Origin of the sequence: Streptomyces sp. NPDC000983 (genome assembly GCF_040299205.1) — a bacterium.
GTDB lineage: Bacteria > Actinomycetota > Actinomycetes > Streptomycetales > Streptomycetaceae > Streptomyces.
The window spans coordinates 34,700-57,564 of record NZ_JBEPBM010000034.1 but is presented as its reverse complement, the minus strand read 5'-3'; the positions used below and the strand labels follow the sequence as shown (position 1 = coordinate 57,564).

Here is a 22,865-nt window from a genome sequence, read left to right as displayed (position 1 = left end):
CGGTACGGAGTTCGAGACACTAGCGGGACCGCAATCGTTTATCCACACTCAGGACAAAGTTCGGCTCAATGCGGCCATAGGTATTGGCGAGTGACGCAAAGAGGTCTAACTTCCTTGGCGCTAATGCTGTGACCGAGGAGGTGCCCATGCACTTACGAGGGTTGAGCGGAAGAAGACGCGGCTGGGCCGCGACCGTGGCGGCCGGAGTCGTCGCCGCCGGACTGGTGTCGGGGCCGCCCGCGAACGCGCGGCCGGCCCCGGAACCACCCCTGACAACGATGTCCATCAAGTCGCCCCCGGGCGGCGCCAACGTACGTGTGCTGATCTTCTACGGCTCGGCCGCCGCCGGCGAGGAGTCGCCGCTGGTGAACGCCGCGATCGAGACGATCGAGCAGATCGGCCTGTCGGGCCCGGCGGACCAGCGGTTCAAGGTCGTGGCGACCGACGACGCCTCGGTCTTCACCGACGAGACCCGGATGGGCCGCTTCAACGCCGTCGTCTTCCCGACCGGCGGCGGAGACGTCCTCGACCCCGAGCAGGAGGCCGGCCTGGAGGCGTACATGGAGGCGGGCGGCGGTTTCGTCGGCCTGCACGACGCGGCGCGGGCGGAGCCGTACTCGGACTGGTTCACCGGTCTGATCGGCGCCCGCCCGACGGCCGGCGGCCCTACCACCGCGCAGCGCGCGACCGTGGAGGTCGGCGACCGCGCGCACCCGGCGGCCAAGGACCTGCCGCTGGAGTGGAAGCGCCCCGACCGCTGGCTGAACTGGGTGAAGAACCCCACCGGTACGGTCCACACCGTGGCCCGGGTGCGCGAGTCGACGTACCAGCCCGGTACGGGCGCCAACGGCTGGGACCATCCGGTCAGCTGGTGCCGTGACTACGACGGCGGCCGGTCCTTCTACACCGGTATGGGCGGCACGGTGTCGTCGTACGACGAGACCGACTTCCGCGCCCATGTGCGCGGCGCGCTGCTGTGGACGACGCGGCTGGCGCGCGCCGACTGCAAGGCCACCATCACCGGGAACTACCGGGCGGAGCGACTCACCGCGCCCAACCAGGCCGGGCAGAACGACCAGATCGGCGAACCGCACGGACTGGTCACCGCGCCCGACGGGCGGGTCCTCTACATCGGGCGCGGCGGCGCCGACTCCAGCCGGCCGGTGGTCACCGACTGGAACAACCCCGACATCGGCAAGGGCACGGGCGAGATCCACGTCTACGACCCGCGGACCAAACAGGTCACCCTGGCGGGCGCGCTCACCGTCTTCGGCAACAAGGGCGGCGGGGACGAACTGGTCAAGGTCGAGGAGGGGTTGCTCGGCATCGAGCTGGATCCCGGCTTCCTGAGCAACGGGTGGGTGTACCTGCACTGGACCCCGCACGCGCGGATCAACCGTGACACGCGGATGGCCGAGCGGCGCGTCTCGCGCTTCACCCTCGACCACGCCACCGGGAAGCTCGACCTGGGCAGCGAGAAGGTGCTGCTCAAGTGGCCGGTGCAGATCCACAGTTGCTGCCACGCGGGCGGCGGGATGGCCTGGGACTCCAAGGGCAACCTGTACATCGCGACCGGCGACAACAACTCCAGCCGGTTCAGTGACGGTTACTCGGGCAACAACCCCGAGCCGAACTACAAGGGCGTGTCGTTCGCCGACGCGCGGCGCACCGCGGGCAACACCAACAACCTCAACGGCAAGATCCTGCGCATCCATCCGGAGCCGGACGGCACGTACACCCTGCCGGAGGGCAATCTGTTCACCGGCCGGGAGACCGACGAGGGCGGCGGCAAGACCCGCGGCGAGATCTATGTGATGGGCGTGCGCAACCCTGCCCGGATCTCCGTCGACAAGTCGACCGACACACTGTACGCGGGCTGGGTCGGGCCGGACGCGGGAGCGCCGTCCACGACCTGGGGTCCGGCCAAGTACGACACCTTCGCGGTGATCACCGAGGCGGGCAACCGCGGCTGGCCGTACTGCATGGGCAACAAGCAGCCCTACCGGGACCGCAATCTGCCCGATCCGTCGAAGCCGCTCGGCTGGTACGACTGCGACCACCCGAAGAACGAGTCGCCGAACAACGACGGCCTGGTGAACCTGCCGCCGGTGACCGGCAACAACATCTGGTACTCGCCGCAGGGCGGCGCCCCGGACTTCCCGCGCGACGCGAACGGCGTCCCCTCCTACAAGCAGGCGGAGTCGACGTACCGGCTGCCGTGGCTCAAGGGCGGCGGACAGGCGGCGATGAACGGTCCCGTCTACCGCTACGACGCGGGCAGCGCGAGCGAGGTGAAGTGGCCGGCGTACTGGGACGGCAAGTGGTTCGTCGGTGACTTCTACGACGCCGACCAGCCGCGCAACGCCGTGATCACCGATCCGAGGAACCACGGCTCGGGCGGACTCCCGGTCCACTCCGAGTCGTTGAAGAAGATCGTGCCGGTCGGCAACGACGGCATCAAGAACCTCATGGACTGGAGGTTCGGTCCGGACGGCGCGCTCTACGTCCTCGACTACGGGCGCGGGTTCTTCACCTCGGACGCCAAGTCCGCGCTGTGGCGCGTCACCTACACGGGCGGCGGCCCGACGCCGGCCGCCGGCCAACTGGCGAGGGGAGCACAGTGACACGGCAGCGAAGACTCTGGACGGCCCTGCTGGCCGCCGTACTGGTCGTACTGGGACTGCAGGCCGTGCCGTCCACCGCGCGGACCGAGGGGGCCGGGCGGGCGGCGGCACAGGTGCTCACCTGGACCGCGGGCGACGACATCACCAAGTACACCTCGGCCCCCGCCACGGCCGTCGCGGGCACGGCGACGATCGTCTTCGAGAACAGCGCGGCGACCGGGAACACCACGGGGATGCCGCACACGCTGACGTTCGCCACGAGTGACCCGGAGTTCAACAGCGACGTCCAGCTGAACATCCTCGCGAGCCCCAACGACGACATGGACGGCCGGCACACCGCCGAGGTCACCCTGACCCCGGGCCGGTACTTCTACTCCTGCACGATCCCCGGCCACGGCCAGATGCAGGGCATCCTCGTCGTCACCGAGGGGACCGGCGAGGACACGACGGCTCCGGCGACCTCGGCACACGTCAGCGGCACACAGAACTCCGCTGGCCAGTACGTGGGTTCGGCGAGCGTCGCGGTGCACGCGACCGACGAGGGCGGCTCCGGCGTGGACCGGGTCGAGTACGCGATCGGTGACACGGGCGCCTGGCAGCCGTACACCGCCCCGGTGGTGGTCGACCAGGTCGGCGATCACCGGGTGCGCTACCGGGCCACCGACAAGGCGGGCAACGTCGCCGCCGAGAAGAGCGTGACGTTCACGGTCGTGGCGCCGCCCACCGACGACCGGACCCCGCCGGAGACCTCGGCGACGGTGAGCGGTGAACGCAACCCCGACGGCACCTATGTCGACATGGCGACGGTGACCGTCACCGCCTCCGACACCGGGTCCGGCGTCAACACCATCGAGTACGCGGTCGGTTCGGGTGCCTGGCAGCCGTACACGATGCCGGTGATGGTGCATCAGGTGGGCACGCACAGCGTCCGGTTCCGCGCCACCGACAAGGCGGGGAACGTGGCGGCGGAGAAGAGCGTGGAGTTCACCGTGGTGGCCGCGCCGCCGCAGGACACCACACCGCCGGTGACGGGGGTGACCGTCGAGGGCACGCGCAACTCCGACGGGGCGTACGTGGCGCGTGCCGTGGTCACGGTGAGCGCGACCGACTCGGGGGGCGTGGCGAGCGTGGAGTACTCGCTCGACGGCGGCCCCTACCTCGCCTACGGCGGTCCGGTGACCGTCGACCGGGCGGGCGCGCACACCCTGGCCTACCGGGCGACCGACCGGGCGGGCAACACCTCGGCGGCCCGCACGGTGAGCTTCACGGTGGTCGCGGGCGGAGTGCCTGCGCCGCCGTGCCCGGAGTACGACGAGCGGCTGACGGTGATCGTGGGAACGGTCGACTCCGGGGTGCCGAACCGGCTCACCGGCAACCGGTGCCGGATCAACGAGCTGATCGAGGACGAGAAGGAGTGGACCTCCCAGGCCCTCTTCCTCAAGCATGTGCGCACGGTCCTGGACCGGCTGCTGCGCGAGGGCGTCGTCGACCAGCGCGAGTACAACGCCGTCACCAAGGCCGCGCGCCAGTCCGGCATCGGAAAGCCCGGCCAGACCGAGGGCTACCGCCCGGTCTTCGACGGCAGCGCGGACTCCTTCGCCAAGTGGCGTCATGTGGGCGGCGGTTCGTTCGCGCTGAACGCCGACGGGTCGATGACCAGCGGCACCACGAAGGCCGGTCTCGGCATGCTGTGGTTCCCCGAGCGCAAGTACGGCGACTTCTCGCTGCGTCTGCAGTGGCGCGACGACGCCCCGGGCACCGGCAACGCCAACTCCGGTGTGTTCGTGCGCTTCCCGTGGGTCCACGACCACCCGGAGGAGACCCGGCCGGAGTGGGTCGCCATCAAGTACGGGCACGAAGTGCAGGTGCTCGACCGCCCCGACGGCGACATGTACAAGACGGGCTCGGTGTACGGCTTCGACCGGGTGGGTCTGGCCGGGGCCGGCGTCACGCAGAAGGGGACCTGGAACGACTACGAGATCCGGGTGGTGGACCAGCACTACTCGGTCTACCGCAACGGCGTGCTGATCAACGAGTTCGACAATCTCGGCGGCCAGAGCTTCTCCCCGCCCCGCTCGGACGACCCGGGCACGGACGGGCGGCGGTTCGCCTCCGGCTACCTCGGGCTCCAGGTGCACGGCACGACCGACGTGGTGTCCTACCGGGACATCCGGATCAAGGAGTTGTGAGGAAGGAGACCTGAACTCGCATGCGGGGCGGGGCCGTTAACGGCCCCGCCCTCACGCGGTGTCGTTCCTGGCCCTGCTCGGCCGCACCCGCTTGGGCTCGCCCGGCATCTTGGGGTACTCGGGCGGGTAAGGCAGGTCGCCGAGGCCGTGGTCGCGTTCGTCCTTGGCGGCCAGTTCCAGCAGGGCGTCGAGGGAGAAGCGGTGGCCGTCCATGTCCGCGTGGACGTCGCCGAGTTCGGCGAAGCGCTTCGGCATGGTCGCCAGGTCGAAGTCGCGGGGGTGGGCCTGGCCCACCTCCTCCCAGCGCAGGGGTGCCGAGACGGGGGCGTGCGGGCGGGGGCGTACGGAGTAGGCGGAGGCGATGGTGCGGTCGCGCGCGGCCTGGTTGTAGTCGACGAAGATGCGCTCGCCCCGCTCCTCCTTCCACCACTTGACGGTCACCCGGTCCGGCATCCGGCGCTCCAGTTCCCGCCCGACGGCGATGGCCGCCCGCCGGACCTGGGTGAACGTCCAGCGCGGTTCGATGGGCACGAAGACATGCAGTCCGCGTCCGCCGGAGGTCTTGGGCCAGCCCGTCAGCCCGCCGAACTCGGCGAGCACCTGCTTGAGTTCGTGGGCGGCGCGGACCGCGTCGTCGAAGTCGGTGCCGGGCTGCGGATCGAGGTCGATGCGGAGTTCGTCGGGGCGGTCCACGTCGTCCCCGCGCACCGGCCAGGGGTGGAAGGTGAGCGTGCCGAACTGGGCCGCCCACAGCACGGCCGCCTCCTCGGTGGGGCACATCTCGTCGGCGCTGCGGCCGCTGGGGAAGGTGATGTGGGCCCGGGGGATCCAGTCGGGCATGTTCTTGGGGGCCCGCTTCTGGAAGAAGTGCTCGCCGTCCACGCCGTCCGGGTAGCGCTCCAGGGTGGTGGGCCGGTTCCGCAGCGCGCGCAGGATGCCGGGTCCGACGGCCTGGTAGTACCGGGCGAGGTCGAGCTTGGTGAACCCGCGCTCCGGGAAGAAGACCTTGCCGGGGCTGGACAGCCGTACCGTGCGTCCGCCCGCCTCCAGTTCCACCGCTTCGCCCATGCTCGCCACGGTAGGCGTGCCTCCCACCGCCCGCACACCGGGCGGACGGCCGGCGCCGCGCGCAGAATCGGGGCATGGACCTGCCCGTGATGCCCCCCGTGAAGCCCATGCTCGCCAAGTCGGTGACGAGGATCCCGCCGGGGATGCAGTACGAGCCGAAGTGGGACGGGTTCCGGGCGATCGTGTTCCGGGACGGGCCGGAGGTGGAGCTGGGCAGCCGGACGACCAAGCCGCTGAACAGGTACTTTCCCGAGCTGGTGGAGGCGTTGAAGGACCGCGTGCCGGAGCGGTGCGTGCTGGACGGGGAGATCGTGATCGCCCGGGAGGGGCGGCTGGACTTCGACGCGCTCACCGAGCGGATCCATCCGGCGGACTCCAGGGTGCGCACCCTCGCCGAGCGCGCCCCCGCCTCGTTCGTCGCCTTCGACCTGCTGGCCCTGGACGGGGAGTCGCTGCTGGACGAGGCGCTGACCGGCCGGCGGGCGCTGCTGACCCGGGCGCTGGCCGGGGCGACCCCGCCCGTACACCTGGCGCCGGCGACGACCGACGGCGAGGTGGCCGCGCGCTGGTTCGAGCAGTACGAGGGGGCGGGGCTGGACGGGGTGATCGCCAAACCGCTCGACTCGTGCTACCGCCAGGACGAGCGGGCCATGTTCAAGATCAAGCACGAGCGGACGGCCGATGTGGTGGTGGCGGGCTACCGGCTGCACAAGAGCGGCCCGGTGGTGGGCTCGCTTCTGCTGGGGCTGTACGACGACGCGGGCACCCTCCAGCATGTCGGGGTGTCCGCCGCCTTCACCATGAAGGTGCGGGCCGAGCTGGTCGAGGAGCTGGCGCCGCTGCGGATGGACGATCCGGCGGGACACCCCTGGGCGGCCTGGGCCGAGGAGGCGGCGCACGAGAAGGCGCGGCTGCCGGGGGCGCCGAGCCGCTGGTCCGGGAAGAAGGACCTGTCCTGGGTGCCGCTGCGGCCGGAGCGGGTCTGCGAGGTGGCCTACGACCACATGGAGAACGGGGCACGGTTCCGGCACACCGCCCGCTTCCGCCGCTGGCGCCCCGACCGGACGCCCGAGAGCTGCACGTACGGCCAGCTGGAGGAGCCGGTGCGCTACGACCTCGCCCAGATCCTCGGCGGCTGATCCAGCCTCTGGCGGCCGCCCCGCCCCTGTCGTGGCGTCCGTCGGACGCTGCCGTCACGTCCCCAGACCCCTGTCCTACGTCCGTCGGCGTGCGCCGATCGGACGATTCGACGCGCGCGATCAGATTCGAGCGGGTAAAGGCACCGATGAACCGACAAGCGCACAATCGATAACAGGAGAACGGGGTGGCGCCGGTGAACAGGGGACACAGGGTCCGCGGGAGACGCGTCGCGACGACCGCGGCACTGCTGGCGGCGATGACGGCCCTCTCCCTCACGGCGGGCTGTGACACGTCCGGCGGCGGGCGTGACGACGGTCGCGGGGCCGACCAGGGGGAGCGGCGCAGCCCCGATCAGTCCGCCTCGGGAAGCGGACCGGTACTCGCCGTGAAGATCGACAACGTCCGGCAGGCCCGGCCGCAGACGGGTCTGGGGGCGGCCGACATCGTCTACGTCGAGCAGGTCGAGGGCGGGCTGAGCCGGCTGATGGCCGTCTACGCGACCGAGCTGCCCGAGGCGGTCGGGCCGGTGCGCAGCGCACGCGAGTCGGACCTCGAACTGCTGCGCCAGTTCGACGAGCCGACGCTCGCCTTCTCCGGGGCCCAGCGCAAGCTGCTGCCGCTGATCGACGGGGCGCCGGTCGACGCCCAGCCGCCCGGCGCGACCTCCGGCGCCTATTACCGCGGCAACGACCGGCCCGCCCCGCACAACCTCTATCTGCGCCCCGACCGGCTGGTGCCCGAAGCCCCCGGCGCCGACGCGCTGACCACCGGCTTCCGCTACGGCGCCGCCCCCGCCGGCGGTACGGCCGACACCTCGGAGACCGTCCGCTACCCGGCCGCCCGCTTCACCTTCACCTGGTCAAAGAGCCGGGACGGCTGGCTGGTCGAGCAGGACGGCACCCCCACCACGACCACCGACGGCGAGCGGCCGGCCCCGGCGACGGTCGTCGTGCAGTACGTGAGGATCCGGGAGTCCGACTTCCACGACTCGCTCGGCAACCGCACGCCGTACACCGAGACCGTGGGCTCGGGGAAGGCGAAGGTGCTGCGTGACGGCCGGGCCTGGGAGGCGGACTGGAAGCGGGCCGAGGCCGACGACGGCACCGAGTTCACCACCGGCGACGGCTCCCCGCTCAACTTCGCCGAGGGCCAGGTGTGGGTGGTGCTGGTCAAGGCGCCCTGAGCGCCGGCTTCAGCCCTGCGGTACGAGGGGTTCCGCCGGATTGCGGAGCCCCTCGGCCGCGTCCGCGACGCGCCGGATGAGGTCGAAGAAGACGGACTGCTCCTCGGCGGAGAGCGGAGCGAGGAAGACCTGGTTCATCCGGGCCGTGCGCACGGCCAGCTTGCGGTGGGTGCGCGTCCCGTCGTCCGTCAGGCGCAGCAGGAACCGTCTGCCGTCCCCGGGGTCGCGGACCTTGTCCAGCAGCCCGCGGCGGCCGAGCCGGCTGATCACCTCCGCGATGGTCGACCGGTCCAGCCCGACCCGCTCCCCCACGGTCCGCTGGTCGAGGCCGGGCTCGGCGACGAGCGCGTTGAGCACGGCGAACTGCGGGGAGGTGATCTCCTCCGAGACCATCGTGTTCCACAGCAGGTAGTGCGCCTGCTGCAACCGCCGGGCCAGATGCCCGGGGTGGGTGGTCAGATCCACCGCGGCCATGCGCACTCCTGTCGTCGGGCGTCGTCGAGTGACGTCGCGCGTCGTCGAATTCGTTGGTGCACTGAACGATACCCCGCACGGTCGGACATCGGCTGCCGTCGGGACCGGCCCTTCTCCCAGCTCTTGACGGGTGGGCTCGCCGATGGCAGCGTGAAGGACGCCTCACCCATATAGTCAGTGCCCTGATTAATTTCCGCACCGGGCGCAGGAACCGGCGCACGGCCGGAACGCTGCCCGGGGCACCCGCACCGGCCCGGTCCCCGCTCTCGTCCTCGAACGCCGAGAACACCCCGAGGAAAGCCATGACACTCACCCAGCACGACATCGACCAGGAGATCGCGGCCGAGCGCGCGGCGTACGAGAAGCGGATCGCCGGCGGCGCCCCCGTGGAGCACCACCCGCGGCGCGACTACGCCCCCTACCGTTCCTCCGTCCTGCGCCACCCGAAGCGACCGCCGGTCGCGATCGACGTCAGCAAGGACCCCGAGCTGGTGGAGCTGGCCTCCCCCGCCTTCGGCGAGCGGGACATCACCGAGATCGACAACGACCTCACCCGGCAGCACCAGGGCGAGCCGATCGGTGAGCGCATCACCGTCTCCGGGCGGCTCCTGGACCGGTCCGGGCGTCCCCTGCGCGGACAGCTCGTCGAGATCTGGCAGGCCAACTCGGCGGGCCGGTACGCCCATCAGCGCGAGCAGCACGACGCGCCCCTGGACCCCAACTTCACCGGCGTCGGCCGGACCCTGACCGACGACGACGGGCACTACCGCTTCACGACCGTGCAGCCCGGCCCGTACCCCTGGCGGCAGCACCTCAACGCCTGGCGTCCCGCGCACATCCACTTCTCGCTCTTCGGCTCGGCGTTCACCCAGCGGCTGGTGACGCAGATGTACTTCCCGAGCGACCCGCTCTTCCCCTACGACCCGATCATCCAGTCGGTGACCGACAACGCGGCCCGGCAGCGGCTGGTCGCCACCTACGACCACGACCTGTCGGTGCCGGAGTTCTCGATGGGCTACCACTGGGACATCGTGCTCGACGGACCGAACGCCACCTGGATCGAAGAAGGGCGCTGACCAGCCATGACGAAGATCGACACGAGTCGCCCCGAGACGGTCCTGCCGACCCCGTCGCACACCGTCGGCCCGTTCTACGGCCACGCCCTGCCCTTCCCCGGCGGCGGGGACATCGCCCCGGCCGGGCACCCCGACACCGTCACCCTCCAGGGGTACGTCCTCGACGGCGCCGGCGATCCGCTGCCGGACGCGTTCCTGGAGCTGTGGGGCCCCGACCCGCAGGGCCGGCTGCCGCGGACCGACGGCTCCATGCGGCGCGACCCGGCCACCGGCGGCTTCCTGGGCCGCAACGGCGTGGAGTTCACCGGCTGGGGGCGCGTCCAGACCGATGCGAACGGCCACTGGAGCGCGCGGACGCTGCGGCCCGGCGCCCGCGGCGACAGCGCGCCGTACCTGAGTGTGTGCCTCTTCGCCCGCGGGCTGCTGGTGCACCTGTACACCCGGATCTACCTGCCGGGCGACGACGCGGCGCTCGCCGCCGACCCGCTGCTCTCCCGGGTGGAGCCGGAGCGACGCGCCACGCTGATCGCCGCCGAGGACCGCCCGGGCGCCTACCGTTTCGACATCCGCCTTCAGGGCGAGGGCGAGACGGTCTTCCTGGAGTTCCAGTGAGTTCTGCCGATGCCGACAGCCTGCTCGGCCCCGGGTGGTCGGGGTGCGCCGCCGCCACCGCGACGGGTGACACCGCCTACCTCCAGGCGCTGCTCGACGCCGAGGCCGCGCTGACCCGCGCCCAGGGCCCTCCGGCGGCGGGCGCGGCGGTGACCGGCGCCGCCGACGCGGGGCGCTACGACATGGCCTCGATCGCGCGGCGGGCCCGCTCCGGCGGCAACCCGGTCATCCCGCTGGTCGCCGACCTGACCCGGGCCGTGGGCGAGGAGTACGGGCCTTACGTGCACCGGGGCGCGACCAGCCAGGACATCATGGACACCGCGACCATGCTGGTCGCCCACCGGGCGCTCGGCGCCGTCCTCGACGACCTCGACCGCACCGGGTCCGCGCTGGCCCGGCTGGCCGCCGAGCACCGGGACACCGCGCTGCCCGGACGCACCCTCACCCAGCACGCCGTACCGACGACCTTCGGGCTGAAGGCTGCGGGCTGGCGTGCGCTGGTCCTCGACGCCCGGGACCGCGCCACCGCCGTACGGGACGCACTGCCCGTCCAACTCGGCGGCGCGGCGGGCACGTTGGCAGCGTTCACGGCGTACGGCACCGAGGACCCGACGGCGCTGGTGGTGGCGTACGCCCGGGAGGCCGGACTGGCCGCGCCGACGCTGCCGTGGCACACCCTGCGCACTCCGGTCGCCGACCTGGCCGGCTGTCTGGCGTTCACCGCCGGGGCGCTGGGCAAGATCGCGACGGATGTGCTGACGCTGTCCCGCACGGAGATCGGCGAGCTGGCGGAGGGCAGCGGCGGCGGTTCCTCGGCCATGCCGCACAAGGCCAACCCCGTACGGTCCACGCTGATCGCCGCCGCGGCCCGGCGGGCGCCGCAGCTCGCGGCGACGCTGTACGGGTCCCTGGCCGCCGAGGACGAACGGCCGGCCGGAGCCTGGCACGCGGAGTGGGAGCCGCTGCGCGAGCTGCTGCGGCTCACCGGCGGTGCCGCCCGGGACGCGGCCGAACTCACCGACGGGCTGCGGGTCCACGCGGACACGATGCGCGAACACCTCAGCCTGACGCACGGGTTGATCGTCTCCGAGCGGCTGTCCGCCGCGCTCGCCCCGGTGCTGGGCCGCGCCCGGGCCAAGGCGCTGCTCACCGAAGCGGCCCGGCGCACCCACACCGAGGGCCGCACCCTGGCGGAACTCCTCTCGGAGGAAACGGAGTTGAGGGACGTCGACCTCGGCGAGCTGACCGACCCCGCCCGCTACACCGGCAGTGCCGCCGCCCTCACCGACCGCGCTCTGGAGCGACGTTGAACGACCATCTCCTCAACCACCTGGCCGAGGGCCCCGATTCCGCGCCCGCGCTGCTTCTCGGACCCTCGCTGGGCACCTCGTACGCGCTGTGGGACGCGGTGGCGCCCGAGCTGTCCATCGGGCACCGGGTGGTCCGCTGGGACCTGCCCGGGCACGGCGGCTCGGCCGCGGACCTGATCGGGCCGGGGGCCACCGTCGGCGACCTGGCCGGCCTGGTGCTGCGGCTGGCCGACTCGCTCGGCGTCGACCGGTTCGCCTACGCCGGGGTGTCGCTGGGCGGCGCGGTGGGGCTGCACCTCGCCGTGCACCACCCCGACCGGGTGTCGTCGCTCGCCGTGATCTGCTCCTCGGCCCACTTCAACGGGGCGCGCCCCTGGCAGGAACGGGCCGCCCTGGTGCGGGCGGAGGGGCTCGCCGAGCTGGCCGGGTCCGCCGACGCCCGCTGGTTCACCCCCGGGTTCACCGTGGACCGGCTCGTCCGCGACCACCGGGTGGCCGACCCCGGGGCGTACGCGGCCTGCTGCGACGCGCTCGCCGCCTTCGACCTGCGCGCGGAGCTGGCGCGGATCTCCGCGCCGACGCTGCTGATCGCGGGCCGGGAGGACCTGGCGACCCCGCCGGCGCATCTGCGGGAGATCGCGGACGCGGTGCCCGGCGCCGCGCTCGTGGAGATCCCGGGCGCCTCCCATCTCGCGCCCGCGCAGTGCCCGCAGGCCGTACTCACCGCGCTGCGCGCCCACTTCGACGGGGGCGCGGCCCTCGGGATGGGGGTGCGCCGGGAGGTCCTCGGCGACGCCCATGTGGACCGGGCGCAGGCCCGCCAGACCCCGTTCACCGCGCGCTTCCAGGACTTCATCTCCCGCTACGCCTGGGGCGAGATCTGGACCGACCCCACGCTCAGCCGCCGCGAGCGCAGCATGATCACACTGACCGCGCTGGTCGCCCACGGCCACTACGACGAGCTGGCGATGCATGTGCGGGCGGCCCGCCGCAACGGCCTGACCCCGGAGGAGATCGGCGCGGTGCTGCTCCAGACGGCCGTGTACTGCGGAGTCCCGGCCGCCAACTCGGCGTTCGCCACGGCCCAACGGGTCCTGGCGGAGGACGACAGGGGCTGACCCGGCCGGCGCCGCGCCCCGCCGAGTGGGCCGACGCCGACTGCGAACGGGGGTACGGCCGGTTGCAGTCCAGTGCGAGGGCGGGCGCACCGAGCCCTGGTCCGGTATGAACGCGTGCGCGACCGGCCCCAGTCCACGGCGAAGGCAGGCGCGGCCGACTCCCCTCCGCTGCGAACGCGGGCGCGGCCGGACCCAGTCCGGAGCGGACCCCGCTCGCGAGGAGCCCTCCGCCTGCGCCACCAGCCCCTCGGCGCCACACCGGCGGGCCGGGCCCACGCCCCGTGGAGTTCCGGCGCGACGACCTCAACTCCGGTACGAGCGCAGTCGCGGCCGTCCCCAGTCCGGTGCGACTCCGCTCACGGAAGCTCCGCCTGCGCCACCAGCCCCACGGCGCCACACCGGCGGGCCGGGCTCACGCCCCCGTGGAGTTCCGGCGCGGCCGGCTCAACTCCGCCACTGAGGCTGACGTGTGGCCGGCCCCAGTCCCCTGCAGAGGTGGGCGCGGCCGAACCCCGGTCCGGTGCCAACGCCGTCGCGGCCGGTCCTAGTCCGGTGCCACTCCGCTCGCGAGGAGTTGCTCCGCCTGGGAGACCAGGCCGTCGGCGCCGCACTGGCGGGCCAGGCTCAGGCCGCGGTGGAGTTCGGTGGTGGAGCGGGCCGCGATGCCGTACTCGATGCGGGCGGCCGCGTGTTCGTACTGGCAGGGCGAGGCCTCCAGGTAGGTGACGGCCTGCGCGGCGAGCCGTACCGCGCGCTGGCCGGTCTCCAGTGCGGCGGCGCAGCGCAGGGCCTCGCCGATGGCCGTGTCGGTGCCGAAGCGTTCGGCGTTGCGGCGCAGGTCGGTGGCGAGCTGGGCGGCGCGCGCCGGGTCCTCGGTGGCGAGGGCGCGGGCGAGGTCGGCGGCCCAGGGCACGAGGACGGGGTTGAGGTGGCCGCGGGCGGCGGCCGCCTTCTCGGCGGCCTCCAGTTCGTTGATGCCGTCCTTGGTGCGGCCCATCGCGAGCAGCAGCCGTCCGCGCACCGACCGCGGGTCGGGCAGCACGATGGTGGACGGGTAGGGCGGCGCGAAGTCGTACTGCTCGGCCACCTCCCATGCCTCGGCGACCTGGCCGCGGGCGAGCAGGGTGTCGACGAGGTTGCAGGTGGCGGACCAGTACAGGGGCAGTCCGCGGCCGACGCGCTCGGCGAGGCGCAGGGACTCACGCAGCGACTTCTCCGCCTCGCGCAGCCGGCCCCGCCTGCGGTGGCCGACGCCGACGTAGGCGTGGGCCAGGGCGAGGTGTCCGCCGAGCCAGCCCGCCGACTCGTACGCGCGCAGCGCCTCGTTGTAGAGGGCCTCGGCGCGGTCGAGCCGGTCCGCGAAGGCGTACGCGTTGGCGAGCATCATCAGCAGTTCGATGCCCCACTCGGGGTCGGTCCAGCCGAGTCCGGGGGCGAGGCGGCCGTTGACCAGGACGCGGTCGCACACCTCGGCCACCTCCTCGGCGTTCTCGCCGCGGACCATGGCGTCGAAGCCGCGCAGGATGAGCAGGGCCCGCTCGGAGTTGTCCCGGCCGGTGCAGGTGCGGGCGAGTTCGGCGAGCCGTTCGGAGCGTCCGGGGGTGGTGTTCTCGCCCGCGTAGAGGCCCTCCCACATGAACTGCACGGCCTGGAGCCGCATACGGGCGGGCCCGGATTCGTGCCGGGCGGCCTCCGCCTCGACCGTGCGGACCGCTTCCTCCAACTGGTTGTTGTGGAGCAGGGCCTGGGAGAGCCGGTAGACGGCGTCGACGCGTTCATCGCCGTCGAGTCCGGGCAGGGCGAGCGCGTTGCGCAGGTGGCCGATGGTGACGGCGGGCGAGGTGAGCAGGGTGGCGCAGCCGAGTTCGTACAGGACGTGCGGGTGGATCTCGGGGCGGGGCGGTTCGCGCAGGGCGCGTTCCAGGCAGCGGCGGGCGCCGTCCGGGGCGCCGACGGCGAGGTGTTCGCGTGCGGCGTCGCGGAGTTGGGCGACGAGTTCGACGTCGTCGTCCGGGTGGACCTCCAGCAGGTGGCGGGAGGCGGCAGCCGCTCCGCGCCCGGAGTCGGTGACGACCCGGGCGGCGATGCCGTGCATGGCGGTGCACAGGGCGGGCGGGATGGAGTTGTAGACGGCGGTGGCGATGAGGGGGTGGACGAACTCCAGCTCGCCCTCTCCGCCGGTGCGCGCCGCGAGGTCGGGGGCGGTGAGGATACGGGCGTTGCACAGGAGTTCGGCGCAGCGCAGGGCGTCCTCGGGGCTCATGGTGGCGAGCCGGGCGACCTGGTCGACGGTGATTCCGGCGCCGAGGATGGCGGCGGCCCAGGCGAACCGGGTGGCCTCGATGCCGAGCCCCTCCAGGCGGGCGACGAGGCCGCCGCCGCGGGCGGAGCGGTTCAGGGCGCGCAGTTCGGCGGCGGAGGACTCGACCGGTTCCAGCTCGGTGTCCTGGACCTTGGCGAGCAACTCGACGGTCTCGTAGGGGTTTCCGGCGGTCACGGCCCAGACCTCGCGGCAGAACGCGCCGTCCGCGTGCCCGCCGAGGGTGGCGCGGGTGAGTCCGGCGGTGGCGTCCGGGGTCAGTGCGCTGAGTCTGGCGTCGGGGCTGCTCGCGGCCTTGGACACGGCGTCGAGGTGGCGGGCGCCCTCGCCGCGGACGTCGCCGGGCCTGCGGGCCACCACGACGAGCACGGAGAGGTCTTCGAGGCGGTCGCCAAGGCGGACATCGAGAAGAACGCCCAGCGGTCCTACGGCGAGGGCTACGGCGAGATCACCTCGCACGAGGTGCTGGCCTCGAAGGCGGTGACCGTGGCCGGCCAGAAGGGCTACCGGGTGCGCTGGAAGGCGGTCACCAGCAAGGGCGCCGACGGCTACGTCGAGTCCCTGGCCTTCCCCTCCCCCGCCGAGTCCGGGCAGATCGTGGTGGTCCGCTTCGGCATCGACGTCGGCGAGAAGCAGTCCGTGATCGACGAGATCACCCGGGGCATCGAGGCGGCGACCGGCGGCGGCAGCGGCCAGGACGTCTGAGCACCGCCCGGTACGACGACGGCCGGGTGGGGCACCTCTCCGCTCAAGAGGGACCCCACCCGGCCGGGGGGTGCGCGCCGCCCCCGTCCCCACGGTGCGGCGCGAGCAGGCCACCGTCCGGTCATCCCGTGGACGGCGGCCTGGGTTCTAGGTGAGCCCGAGTGCGGGCAGTACCGCCGCCTCGACGAAGCGCAGCAGGTAGTCGGGGTCGGCGAACTCGCCCTCCAGCACGGGCCGCGCGCGCAGCACGCCGAAGATCTGCGCGGCGATGTACGGCAGCGCGGGATGGTCGGCGGCGACCTCGCCGCGCTCGACCCCGCGCTGGATGATCTTCCGGAGCGCGGCCAGCTCGGGTTCGACGAGCGCCTCGCGCAGGGCCTTCTGGAGCTCGGGGTCCTGGGTGACCGCGTGCCCGAAGGCCTGGAGCAGCTTCGTGGTGTCCCCGGACCAGTCCCCGACGGCCCGTCCGGCCGCGCGCAGGTCGCCCGCGAGCGTACCCGTGTCGATCCCGGCGAAGCGCGGGCTGCCGCTGGAGCGCAGGGCCGCCGCGACGAACTGGGGCTTGTTCTTCCACTGCCGGTAGAGCGTGGACTTGCTGCACCGCGTGCTGGACGCGATGCCCTCCATGGTGACCGCGTCGTACCCGCACTCGCGGATCTGGTCGAGGACGGCGTCGAAGAACTCCTGCTCACGCTCGGGCGTGATCTTGGAGCGGCGCGAGGCGGTGACCGTCTCCGGTCCGTCCGCGGCCTGCGACGTCATCGGCACTTCCCCTCGCTCGGTGCTTCACGGTGTGGCCCAAGTCAATCGATACACCAGTGTACCGGTACCCGACCGTATCGGTACACTGCCGTATCGGTACAGTGGCGTTTCGGTACGTACCCGTATCGATGAGTTCGGCGCGTCCGCGGAGTCATAAGCACCGCGGGCCGCCGCCCGCACCACCCGAGCAGCACCGTCAGCGAAAGGGCCGGGGGATGAATGCCCGCACCGAGCCTGCACCGGCCGAGCCGGACGCCACCGCGCGTCCGCCGCTCGTCCGTGAGCTCCTCCTCGTCGTAGGACTCTTCCTCGTCTACAAGTTCGGCCGGCAGCTGGCCACGGGCCACACCGGCGAGGCCTTCCGCAACGCGCGGGAGGTGTGGGACCTGGAGCGGGCCGTCCAGCTGCCCGGCGAGGGCGCGGTACAGGCGCTGCTGCTGCACGGCGACGGCCTGGTGGAGGTCGCGAACACCTACTACGCGGCCGTCCACTTCCCCGCCACGGTCGCCTTCCTGGTCTGGCTGTACCTGCGCCGCCCCGCGCACTACGTGTGGGCGCGCCGGGTACTGGCCGCCGTCACCGCGGTCGCCCTGGCCGGACATCTGCTCTTCCCCCTCGCCCCGCCGCGGATGCTCGCCGCGACCGGTCTGGTCGACACCGCCCGGGTGTACGGCCCGTCGGTGTACGGCCCGCCGGCCGAGGACCAGCTCTCCAACCAGTTCGCGGCGATGCCCTCCCTGCACTTCGGCTGGGCGCTGATGGTGGCCGTCGGCCTGATCGTCGCCACCCGCTCGCGGCTGCGCGTGCTGTGGCTGCTGCACCCCCTGGTGACCCTGCTGGTGATCGTGGGGACCGCCAACCACTACTGGCTCGACGCGATCGTGGCGGCCGCCCTGCTCGGGCTCGCCCTCGCCCTGATCCGCCCCCGGACCCCGGCCCGGGGGACCCCCCTCTCACCGCACCGCACCCGGACCACCGCGGGACGCGGCACCGAACACCTCGTACCGGCGGACGAAACGTCTCTCGTGGGAGCTGGCCGATGAACGCCACACTGCTCGCGGTAGTGCTGTCCCTCTTCTCGGCCGTCGCCTACGCGGCCGCGGCGGTCGCCCAGGAGCGGCTCGCCTCCCGCGCCGCGGGCTCGGGAATCCTCCGTCTGATGTGCTCCGGCGCCTGGTGGGCCTCGGTCGGGCTGAACGGCTCGGCCGCGCTGCTGCACGTCGTGGCCCTGAAGTACGGGCCGCTCACCGTGGTCCAGCCGCTCGGCGCGCTCACCCTGGTCGCGGCCGTGCCGCTCGGTGCCCGGGTCGCGGGCCGGAAGGTCAGCGCGGTGGAGTGGCGGGGCACGGCGCTGACCCTGGCCGGTCTGGCCGCGATCCTGATCACCGCGTCCGGGCCGGCGCCGGACGACGTCCTCAGCACCCCCGAGGCGCTCGGCGTGGCCGCCGCCACGGCCGCGCTGATCGGGCTGCTCGCCCGCCCGGGCACCCGTCCGGGGCTGCGGCACGCGTCCGCCTCGGGCTTCGCCTCCGGGGTCGCCTCGGCGCTGACCCAGACCGTCACGGTGGCCGCCACCGACCGCTCGGGCCCGCTGCTCAGCGTGCAGGTGGCCGGGGTGGCACTGCTGGTCGCGGCCTTCGCGGTGGGTGGTCTGCTGCTGTCCCAGACCGCCTACCGCGACGGTCTGGACGCCCCGCTCGCGGTGGTGACCCTGACCAACCCGGTCGCCGCCGCGCTGATCGGCCTGGTCCTGCTGGGCGAGCGGCTCCAGGGCGGCGCGGCCGGTGTGCTGCTGGCGCTGGCCGGCGCGGGCGTGGCGGCCAGGGGCGTCCTGCTGCTGACCCGGGTGACTCCCCACCCTGCCCCCGAGGAGAGCCACCCGGTGGCCGGGGTGGACCACCCGGCGGTCGAGGAGGACCACCCGGTGGCCGCGGTACTGGCCCTGGAGCCGGGCACGGCGTCGGTCGAACCGGCGCTGGTGCCGAACCCCTCCGCGGTCGCCGCGGGCGCCGGGACCGTGCTCGTCCCCGGCCGGACGCCCGTCGGCCCCGTACTGATCCCGGGCGCGGCGGCCGTCGAGTCCGTGCTGACGCCCCGGCGGCCGGAACCGGGACACCTCACACCGCTGTGAGGCACCCCGTGCCGTCGCGCGGCCCCGCTACTCGGTGATCATCGCCGGGTCGCTCACCCCGGGACGGCCGTTCTCGACGTGCCCGGCGAACCTGCGCAGGAACGCCGGGTCGGCGTCGCAGGTGACGGTCAGGTCGTACCAGCGGCGGCTCGCCGAGAGGTCGGCGGTGTGCCGGACGGTGGTGCCGGGGCGCACGGTGAAGGTTCGGTCCCGCCCGCCGTAGCCGCCGGTGACGCGCAGGCGGACGCTCCGGGAGCCCCGGTTGGTGAAGGTCAGCCGTATGTCGTCGCCGGTGCGACGGGCGGTGACCTCGGGTCCGGCGACCCGGTTCGAGCCCTTGAAGACGCGCAGGAAGCCGTTGGGGCCGTGCGCGGTGAGGTCGTACGAGCCTCCCGAGTAAGCCGAGTTCCAGGTGTCGGCGATGCTCTTGCCGGCCTCGGTGGTGTAGGTCCAGGGCCCGTCGGTGCGGTTGCCGGAGGTCACCAGGAAGGCGGCGCCCGCCTCGGCGCCGGAGGCGAAGGTCAGCGTGAACCGGCCGGCCTCCGGGTCCACCGAACCGTCCACGCGGGGGTCGTACTTCAGCGGGCGGGACCGGCGCAGACCGCGCTCCTGCCGGGGCATGGCCGGGTCGGCGGGCGGGACCGGCCGGTAGTCGGGGTGCCGCTCGCGGTCCTGCGGCTCGTACTCGTCCGTGTCCGGCAGCGCGGCCGGGCGGCTGTCGCCGCGGGAGAAGTCGAACGCCGAGGTGAGGTCGCCGCACACGGTACGGCGCCACGGGGAGATGTGGGGCTCCGCGACGCCGAAGCGGCGCTCCATGAACCGCACGATCGAGGTGTGGTCGAGGGTCTCGGAGCAGACGTAGCCGCCCTTGCTCCACGGTGAGACGACCAGCATCGGCACCCGCGGGCCGAGCCCGTAGGTTCCCGCCGGACGGCGGCTGTCGCCGGGGTAGACGTCGAGGGAGGCGTCGACGGTCGACTTTCCGCGGGAGGCGTCCTGCGGCGGCAGCGGCGGCACCAGGTGGTCGAAGAAGCCGTCGTTCTCGTCGTACGTGACGAACAGCGCCGTCCGCGCCCACACCTCGGGGTTGGAGGTCAGCGCGTCCAGCACCTGCGCGATGTACCAGGCGCCGTAGTTGGAGGGCCAGTTGGAGTGCTCGGAGAACGCCTCGGGGGCGGCGATCCAGGAGATCTGCGGCAGCGTCCCGGCCTCGACGTCGGCCCGCAGCAGGTCGAAGTACCCGTCGCCGTTCTTGACGTCGGTGCCGGTGCGGGCCTTGTCGTACCAGGGCTCGCCGGGCCGGGCGTTGCGATACTTGTTGAAGTACAGCAGGGAGTTGTCGCCGTAGTTGCCGCGGTAGGCGTCGGAGATCCAGCCCCAGGAGCCGGCCGCGTCGAGGCCGTCGCCGATGTCCTGGTAGATCTTCCAGGAGATCCCGGCGGCCTCCAGTCGCTCCGGGTAGGTCGTCCAGTCGTAGCCGAGTTCGTCGTTGCCGAGGACCGGCCCGCCGCCCTGTCCGTCGTTGCCGGTGTGCCCGGACCACATGTAGTAGCGGTTGGGGTCGGTGGAGCCGATGAACGAGCAGTGGTAGGCGTCGCAGACGGTGAAGGCGTCGGCGAGCGCGTAGTGGAAGGGGATGTCCTCGCGGTCGAGGTAGGCCATGGTCGTGGTGCCCTTGGCCGGGATCCACCGGTCGTACTTGCCGCTGTGGTAGGCCTGTTGGCCGTCGGTCCAGCCGTGCGGCAGGCCCTCCAGGAACTGCATGCCGAGGTCGTCGGCGGTGGGGTGGAAGGGCAGCAGGTCCTTGGTGCCGTCGGACTGGTGCCACACCGGCTTGCCGCTGTCCAGGGTCACCGGGTGCGGGTCGCCGAAACCGCGGACGCCTCTGAGCCTGCCGAAGTAGTGGTCGAACGAGCGGTTCTCCTGCATGAGGACGACGATGTGCTCGACGTCCTCGATCGAGCCGGTGCGGTGGTTCGCCGGCAGCGCGGCGGCCCGCTCGATACTGGCGGACAGCGCGGCGAACACGGCGGTGGCACCGGTGACCTGGAGAAACCTGCGCCGGTTGACATCGGGCATGACGGAGTGACCTCTCATGCTGGGTGGGGTGACCGGACGGGGTCATGACGAAACGCGCGCGCAAGGAGTGTTCCAGGAGCACGAAACGACGGGGAAGGGTGCGGTGGCCCTCGTGTGAAGGTCGGGGATACGGGGGGTGCGGGCACCACGGGTGCATGTCCCTCGGGACGTATCCGCACGGCGGGTACCCCGGCACCCCCGAGGTCGCCGGGACGCCGGTCACCGCGGAGGGCGACGAAGGCGCGCGGGCCGGCCGGTGCACGGACGGCGCCGCGCCGAACCGCGCACGGCGCCAGGGGACTTCGCGTGCTGCGGCTACTTCGCCGCCCACAGCCCCCGGACGTGGCCGAGGTGCCGGGTCATGACCTCGCGCACGGCGTCCTCGTCGCGTGCGAGGAGTGCGTCGAGGAGTTCCAGGTGCTCCTCGGCGGAGGCCGTCAGCCGGCCCGCCTTCACCAGCGCGTCGAGCCCGTAGAGGCGGGAGCGGCCGCGCAGGTCGCCGACGACCGCCACGAGGTGGGCGTTGCCGGCGAGGGCCAGCAGGCCGAGGTGGAAGCGGGTGTCGGCCTCGACGTAGGCGATGAGGTCGCCGGCCTCGGCGGCCCGCACGATCTCGCGGGCGGCGGGGCGCAGCGCCTCCAGGGAGACCGGGTCGGCGGTCCCGGCCAGGGCGACCACCGTGGGGATCTCGACGAGCGCGCGGATGTGCGTGTATTCGTCCAGTTGCCTCTCGGAGACCTGGGTGACCCGGAAGCCCTTGTTGGGCACGGTGTCGACCAGGCCCTCCTTGGACAGGTCGAGCATGGCCTCGCGCACCGGGGTCGCCGAGACGCCGAACCGGGCGGCCAGGGTGGGCGCCGAGTACACCTCTCCCGGGAGGAGTTCACCGGCGATCAGCGCGGCCCGCAGGGCGTCGGCGACGCCCTCGCGGTAGCTGCGCTTCTTTCCGCCGAGCGTGGGCAGGGAGGGGGCGCCGGCGGGCCGGGGGTCCATGGGATGGTCTCCTAGGGAATGCAATGTCACGCGTCACCGGCCATTATCGCCGCCCCGGAGCCCGGCTCGACGCGCACTCACAGGACGAACCCCGCCGGGAACGGGTCGTCCGGGTCGAGCAGGTACTGGGCGGTGCCGGTGATCCAGGCGCGGCCGGTGAAGCTGGGCAGGACCGCGGGCAGCCCGGCGACCTCGGTGGTGCCGAGCAGCCGGCCGGTGAACCGGGTGCCGATGAACGACTCGTTGACGAACTCGGTGTGCAGGGGGAGTTCGCCGCGGGCGTGCAGCTGGGCCATGCGGGCGCTGGTGCCGGTGCCGCAGGGCGAGCGGTCGAACCAGCCGGGGTGGATGACCATCGCGTGCCGGGAGTGCCGTGCGGTGGCGCCCGGCGCGTACAGGTGGACGTGGTGGCAGCCCCGGATGGACGGGTCCTCGGGGTGCACCGGTTCCTCCTCGGCGTTGATCGCCTCCATCAGGGCGAGGCCGGCCGCCAGGATCTCCTCCTTGTGGGCCCGGTCGTAGGGCAGCCCGAACTCCTCCAGCGGGAGGACGGCGTAGAAGTTGCCGCCGTAGGCCAGGTCGTAGGTGACCGTGCGCCCGTCGGCCAGGGTGATCCGCCGGTCCAGGGCGACGGCGAAGGAGGGCACGTTCCTGAGAGTGACCGACTTCGCGGCGCCGTCCTCGACGGCGACCTCGGCGACGACCGGGCCCGCCGGGGTGTCGAGGCGGATCGTGGTGACCGGCTCGACGACGTCGACCATGCCGGTCTCCACCAGTACGGTCGCGACGCCGATCGTGCCGTGTCCGCACATGGGCAGATAGCCGGAGACCTCGATGTAGAGGACGCCCCAGTCGCAGTCGGGGCGGGTGGACGGCTGGAGGATGGCGCCGCTCATCGCCGAGTGGCCGCGCGGTTCGTTCATCAGCAGCCGCTTGATGTCGTCGCGGTGCTCGCGGAAGTACAGCCGCCGCTCGTTCATGGTGGCGCCGGGGACCGTGCCGACGCCACCGGTGACGACCCGGGTGGGCATGCCCTCGGTGTGCGAGTCGACGGCGTGCAGGACGATTCTGCTGCGCACGG

At 72.8% G+C, this 22,865-nt stretch carries 16 protein-coding genes and 2 pseudogenes; 11 read left to right on the top strand and 7 right to left on the bottom strand.

The features are described from left to right. Nucleotides 1–146 precede the first annotated feature (146 nt). Entirely contained in the window at nucleotides 147–2,624 is a 2,478-nt protein-coding gene (locus ABT296_RS29975) for a ThuA domain-containing protein (RefSeq protein WP_351931804.1), read from the top strand. Continuing rightward, on the top strand, nucleotides 2,621–4,813 hold the full coding sequence (locus ABT296_RS29970) for an OmpL47-type beta-barrel domain-containing protein (RefSeq protein ID WP_351931803.1): 2,193 nt from the start codon (nucleotides 2,621–2,623) through the stop codon (nucleotides 4,811–4,813). Before ABT296_RS29975 ends, ABT296_RS29970 begins: the two co-directional genes overlap by 4 nt. A 51-nt stretch (nucleotides 4,814–4,864) precedes the next feature. Here ABT296_RS29970 and ligD read toward each other — a convergent pair whose 3' ends face one another. Beyond that, nucleotides 4,865–5,881: a non-homologous end-joining DNA ligase gene (ligD, locus tag ABT296_RS29965; protein ID WP_351931802.1), complete on the bottom strand. Its 1,017-nt coding sequence runs from the start codon at nucleotides 5,879–5,881 to the stop codon at nucleotides 4,865–4,867. Between the two features lie 74 nt (nucleotides 5,882–5,955). Here ligD and ABT296_RS29960 point away from each other — a divergent pair, with 74 nt between their 5' ends. Both ABT296_RS29960 and ABT296_RS29955 read left to right on the top strand, forming a co-directional pair. After that, nucleotides 5,956–7,020 (top strand): ATP-dependent DNA ligase, encoded by a 1,065-nt coding sequence (locus ABT296_RS29960; protein WP_351931801.1) that lies wholly within the window; start codon nucleotides 5,956–5,958, stop codon nucleotides 7,018–7,020. Between the two features lie 257 nt (nucleotides 7,021–7,277). Continuing rightward, on the top strand, nucleotides 7,278–8,204 hold the full coding sequence (locus ABT296_RS29955; protein ID WP_351931827.1) for a DUF3048 domain-containing protein: 927 nt from the start codon (nucleotides 7,278–7,280) through the stop codon (nucleotides 8,202–8,204). A gap of 9 nt (nucleotides 8,205–8,213) precedes the next feature. Here the strand turns inward: ABT296_RS29955 and ABT296_RS29950 are convergent, their stop codons facing one another. Then, nucleotides 8,214–8,678 carry a MarR family winged helix-turn-helix transcriptional regulator gene (locus ABT296_RS29950; protein ID WP_351931800.1) on the bottom strand — a complete coding sequence of 155 codons (465 nt, stop codon included), beginning with the start codon at nucleotides 8,676–8,678 and terminating at the stop codon, nucleotides 8,214–8,216. Nucleotides 8,679–8,980: 302 nt separating this feature from the next. Here ABT296_RS29950 and pcaH point away from each other — a divergent pair, with 302 nt between their 5' ends. From pcaH to pcaDC, 4 genes are read left to right on the top strand one after another with little or no spacing between them, the layout of a single operon-like run. Then, complete coding sequence (gene pcaH, locus ABT296_RS29945; RefSeq protein ID WP_351931799.1) at nucleotides 8,981–9,754, top strand: protocatechuate 3,4-dioxygenase subunit beta; 774 nt, start codon at nucleotides 8,981–8,983, stop codon at nucleotides 9,752–9,754. A gap of 6 nt (nucleotides 9,755–9,760) precedes the next feature. Beyond that, nucleotides 9,761–10,366 carry a protocatechuate 3,4-dioxygenase subunit alpha gene (gene pcaG / locus ABT296_RS29940; protein WP_351931798.1) on the top strand — a complete coding sequence of 202 codons (606 nt, stop codon included), beginning with the start codon at nucleotides 9,761–9,763 and terminating at the stop codon, nucleotides 10,364–10,366. After that, the gene (gene pcaB, locus ABT296_RS29935) at nucleotides 10,363–11,676 is read left to right on the top strand and encodes a 3-carboxy-cis,cis-muconate cycloisomerase (protein ID WP_351931797.1); all 1,314 of its coding nucleotides are present in this window, start codon (nucleotides 10,363–10,365) and stop codon (nucleotides 11,674–11,676) included. The genes pcaG and pcaB overlap by 4 nt, the downstream gene beginning before the upstream one ends. Further along, nucleotides 11,673–12,794 carry a bifunctional 3-oxoadipate enol-lactonase/4-carboxymuconolactone decarboxylase PcaDC gene (gene pcaDC, locus ABT296_RS29930; RefSeq protein WP_351931796.1) on the top strand — a complete coding sequence of 374 codons (1,122 nt, stop codon included), beginning with the start codon at nucleotides 11,673–11,675 and terminating at the stop codon, nucleotides 12,792–12,794. Before pcaB ends, pcaDC begins: the two co-directional genes overlap by 4 nt. Nucleotides 12,795–13,338: 544 nt before the next feature. On the opposite strand, the pseudogene ABT296_RS29925 reads toward pcaDC, so the two are convergent. Then, a pseudogene (locus tag ABT296_RS29925) lies at nucleotides 13,339–15,504 on the bottom strand (ATP-binding protein); the annotation flags it as partial. On the opposite strand from ABT296_RS29925, the pseudogene ABT296_RS29920 reads away from it, so the two are divergent. Next, a pseudogene (locus ABT296_RS29920) lies at nucleotides 15,493–15,819 on the top strand (hypothetical protein); the annotation flags it as partial. The pseudogenes ABT296_RS29925 and ABT296_RS29920 sit on opposite strands and share 12 nt — an antisense overlap. A gap of 147 nt (nucleotides 15,820–15,966) precedes the next feature. On the opposite strand, the gene ABT296_RS29915 reads toward ABT296_RS29920, so the two are convergent. Further along, nucleotides 15,967–16,581, bottom strand: coding sequence for a TetR/AcrR family transcriptional regulator (locus ABT296_RS29915; RefSeq protein ID WP_351931795.1), 615 nt, complete (start codon nucleotides 16,579–16,581; stop codon nucleotides 15,967–15,969). A gap of 215 nt (nucleotides 16,582–16,796) precedes the next feature. Here ABT296_RS29915 and ABT296_RS29910 point away from each other — a divergent pair, with 215 nt between their 5' ends. After that, the gene (locus tag ABT296_RS29910) at nucleotides 16,797–17,624 is read left to right on the top strand and encodes a phosphatase PAP2 family protein (RefSeq protein WP_351931794.1); all 828 of its coding nucleotides are present in this window, start codon (nucleotides 16,797–16,799) and stop codon (nucleotides 17,622–17,624) included. Continuing rightward, complete coding sequence (locus ABT296_RS29905; protein WP_351931793.1) at nucleotides 17,621–18,712, top strand: DMT family protein; 1,092 nt, start codon at nucleotides 17,621–17,623, stop codon at nucleotides 18,710–18,712. The genes ABT296_RS29910 and ABT296_RS29905 overlap by 4 nt, the downstream gene beginning before the upstream one ends. A gap of 27 nt (nucleotides 18,713–18,739) precedes the next feature. On the opposite strand, the gene ABT296_RS29900 is transcribed toward ABT296_RS29905, so the two are convergent. The 3 genes from ABT296_RS29900 to ABT296_RS29890 all read right to left on the bottom strand — a co-directional run bounded on the left by ABT296_RS29900 (nucleotide 18,740) and on the right by ABT296_RS29890 (nucleotide 22,863). After that, nucleotides 18,740–20,791 (bottom strand): phosphocholine-specific phospholipase C, encoded by a 2,052-nt coding sequence (locus ABT296_RS29900; RefSeq protein WP_351931792.1) that lies wholly within the window; start codon nucleotides 20,789–20,791, stop codon nucleotides 18,740–18,742. A gap of 315 nt (nucleotides 20,792–21,106) precedes the next feature. Next, on the bottom strand, nucleotides 21,107–21,784 hold the full coding sequence (locus ABT296_RS29895) for a GntR family transcriptional regulator (protein ID WP_351931791.1): 678 nt from the start codon (nucleotides 21,782–21,784) through the stop codon (nucleotides 21,107–21,109). A 77-nt stretch (nucleotides 21,785–21,861) separates the two neighbouring features. Next, a complete protein-coding gene (locus tag ABT296_RS29890) occupies nucleotides 21,862–22,863 on the bottom strand; it encodes a proline racemase family protein (RefSeq protein WP_351931790.1) in 1,002 nt (333 codons plus the stop codon). Nucleotides 22,864–22,865: the final 2 nt, after the last annotated feature.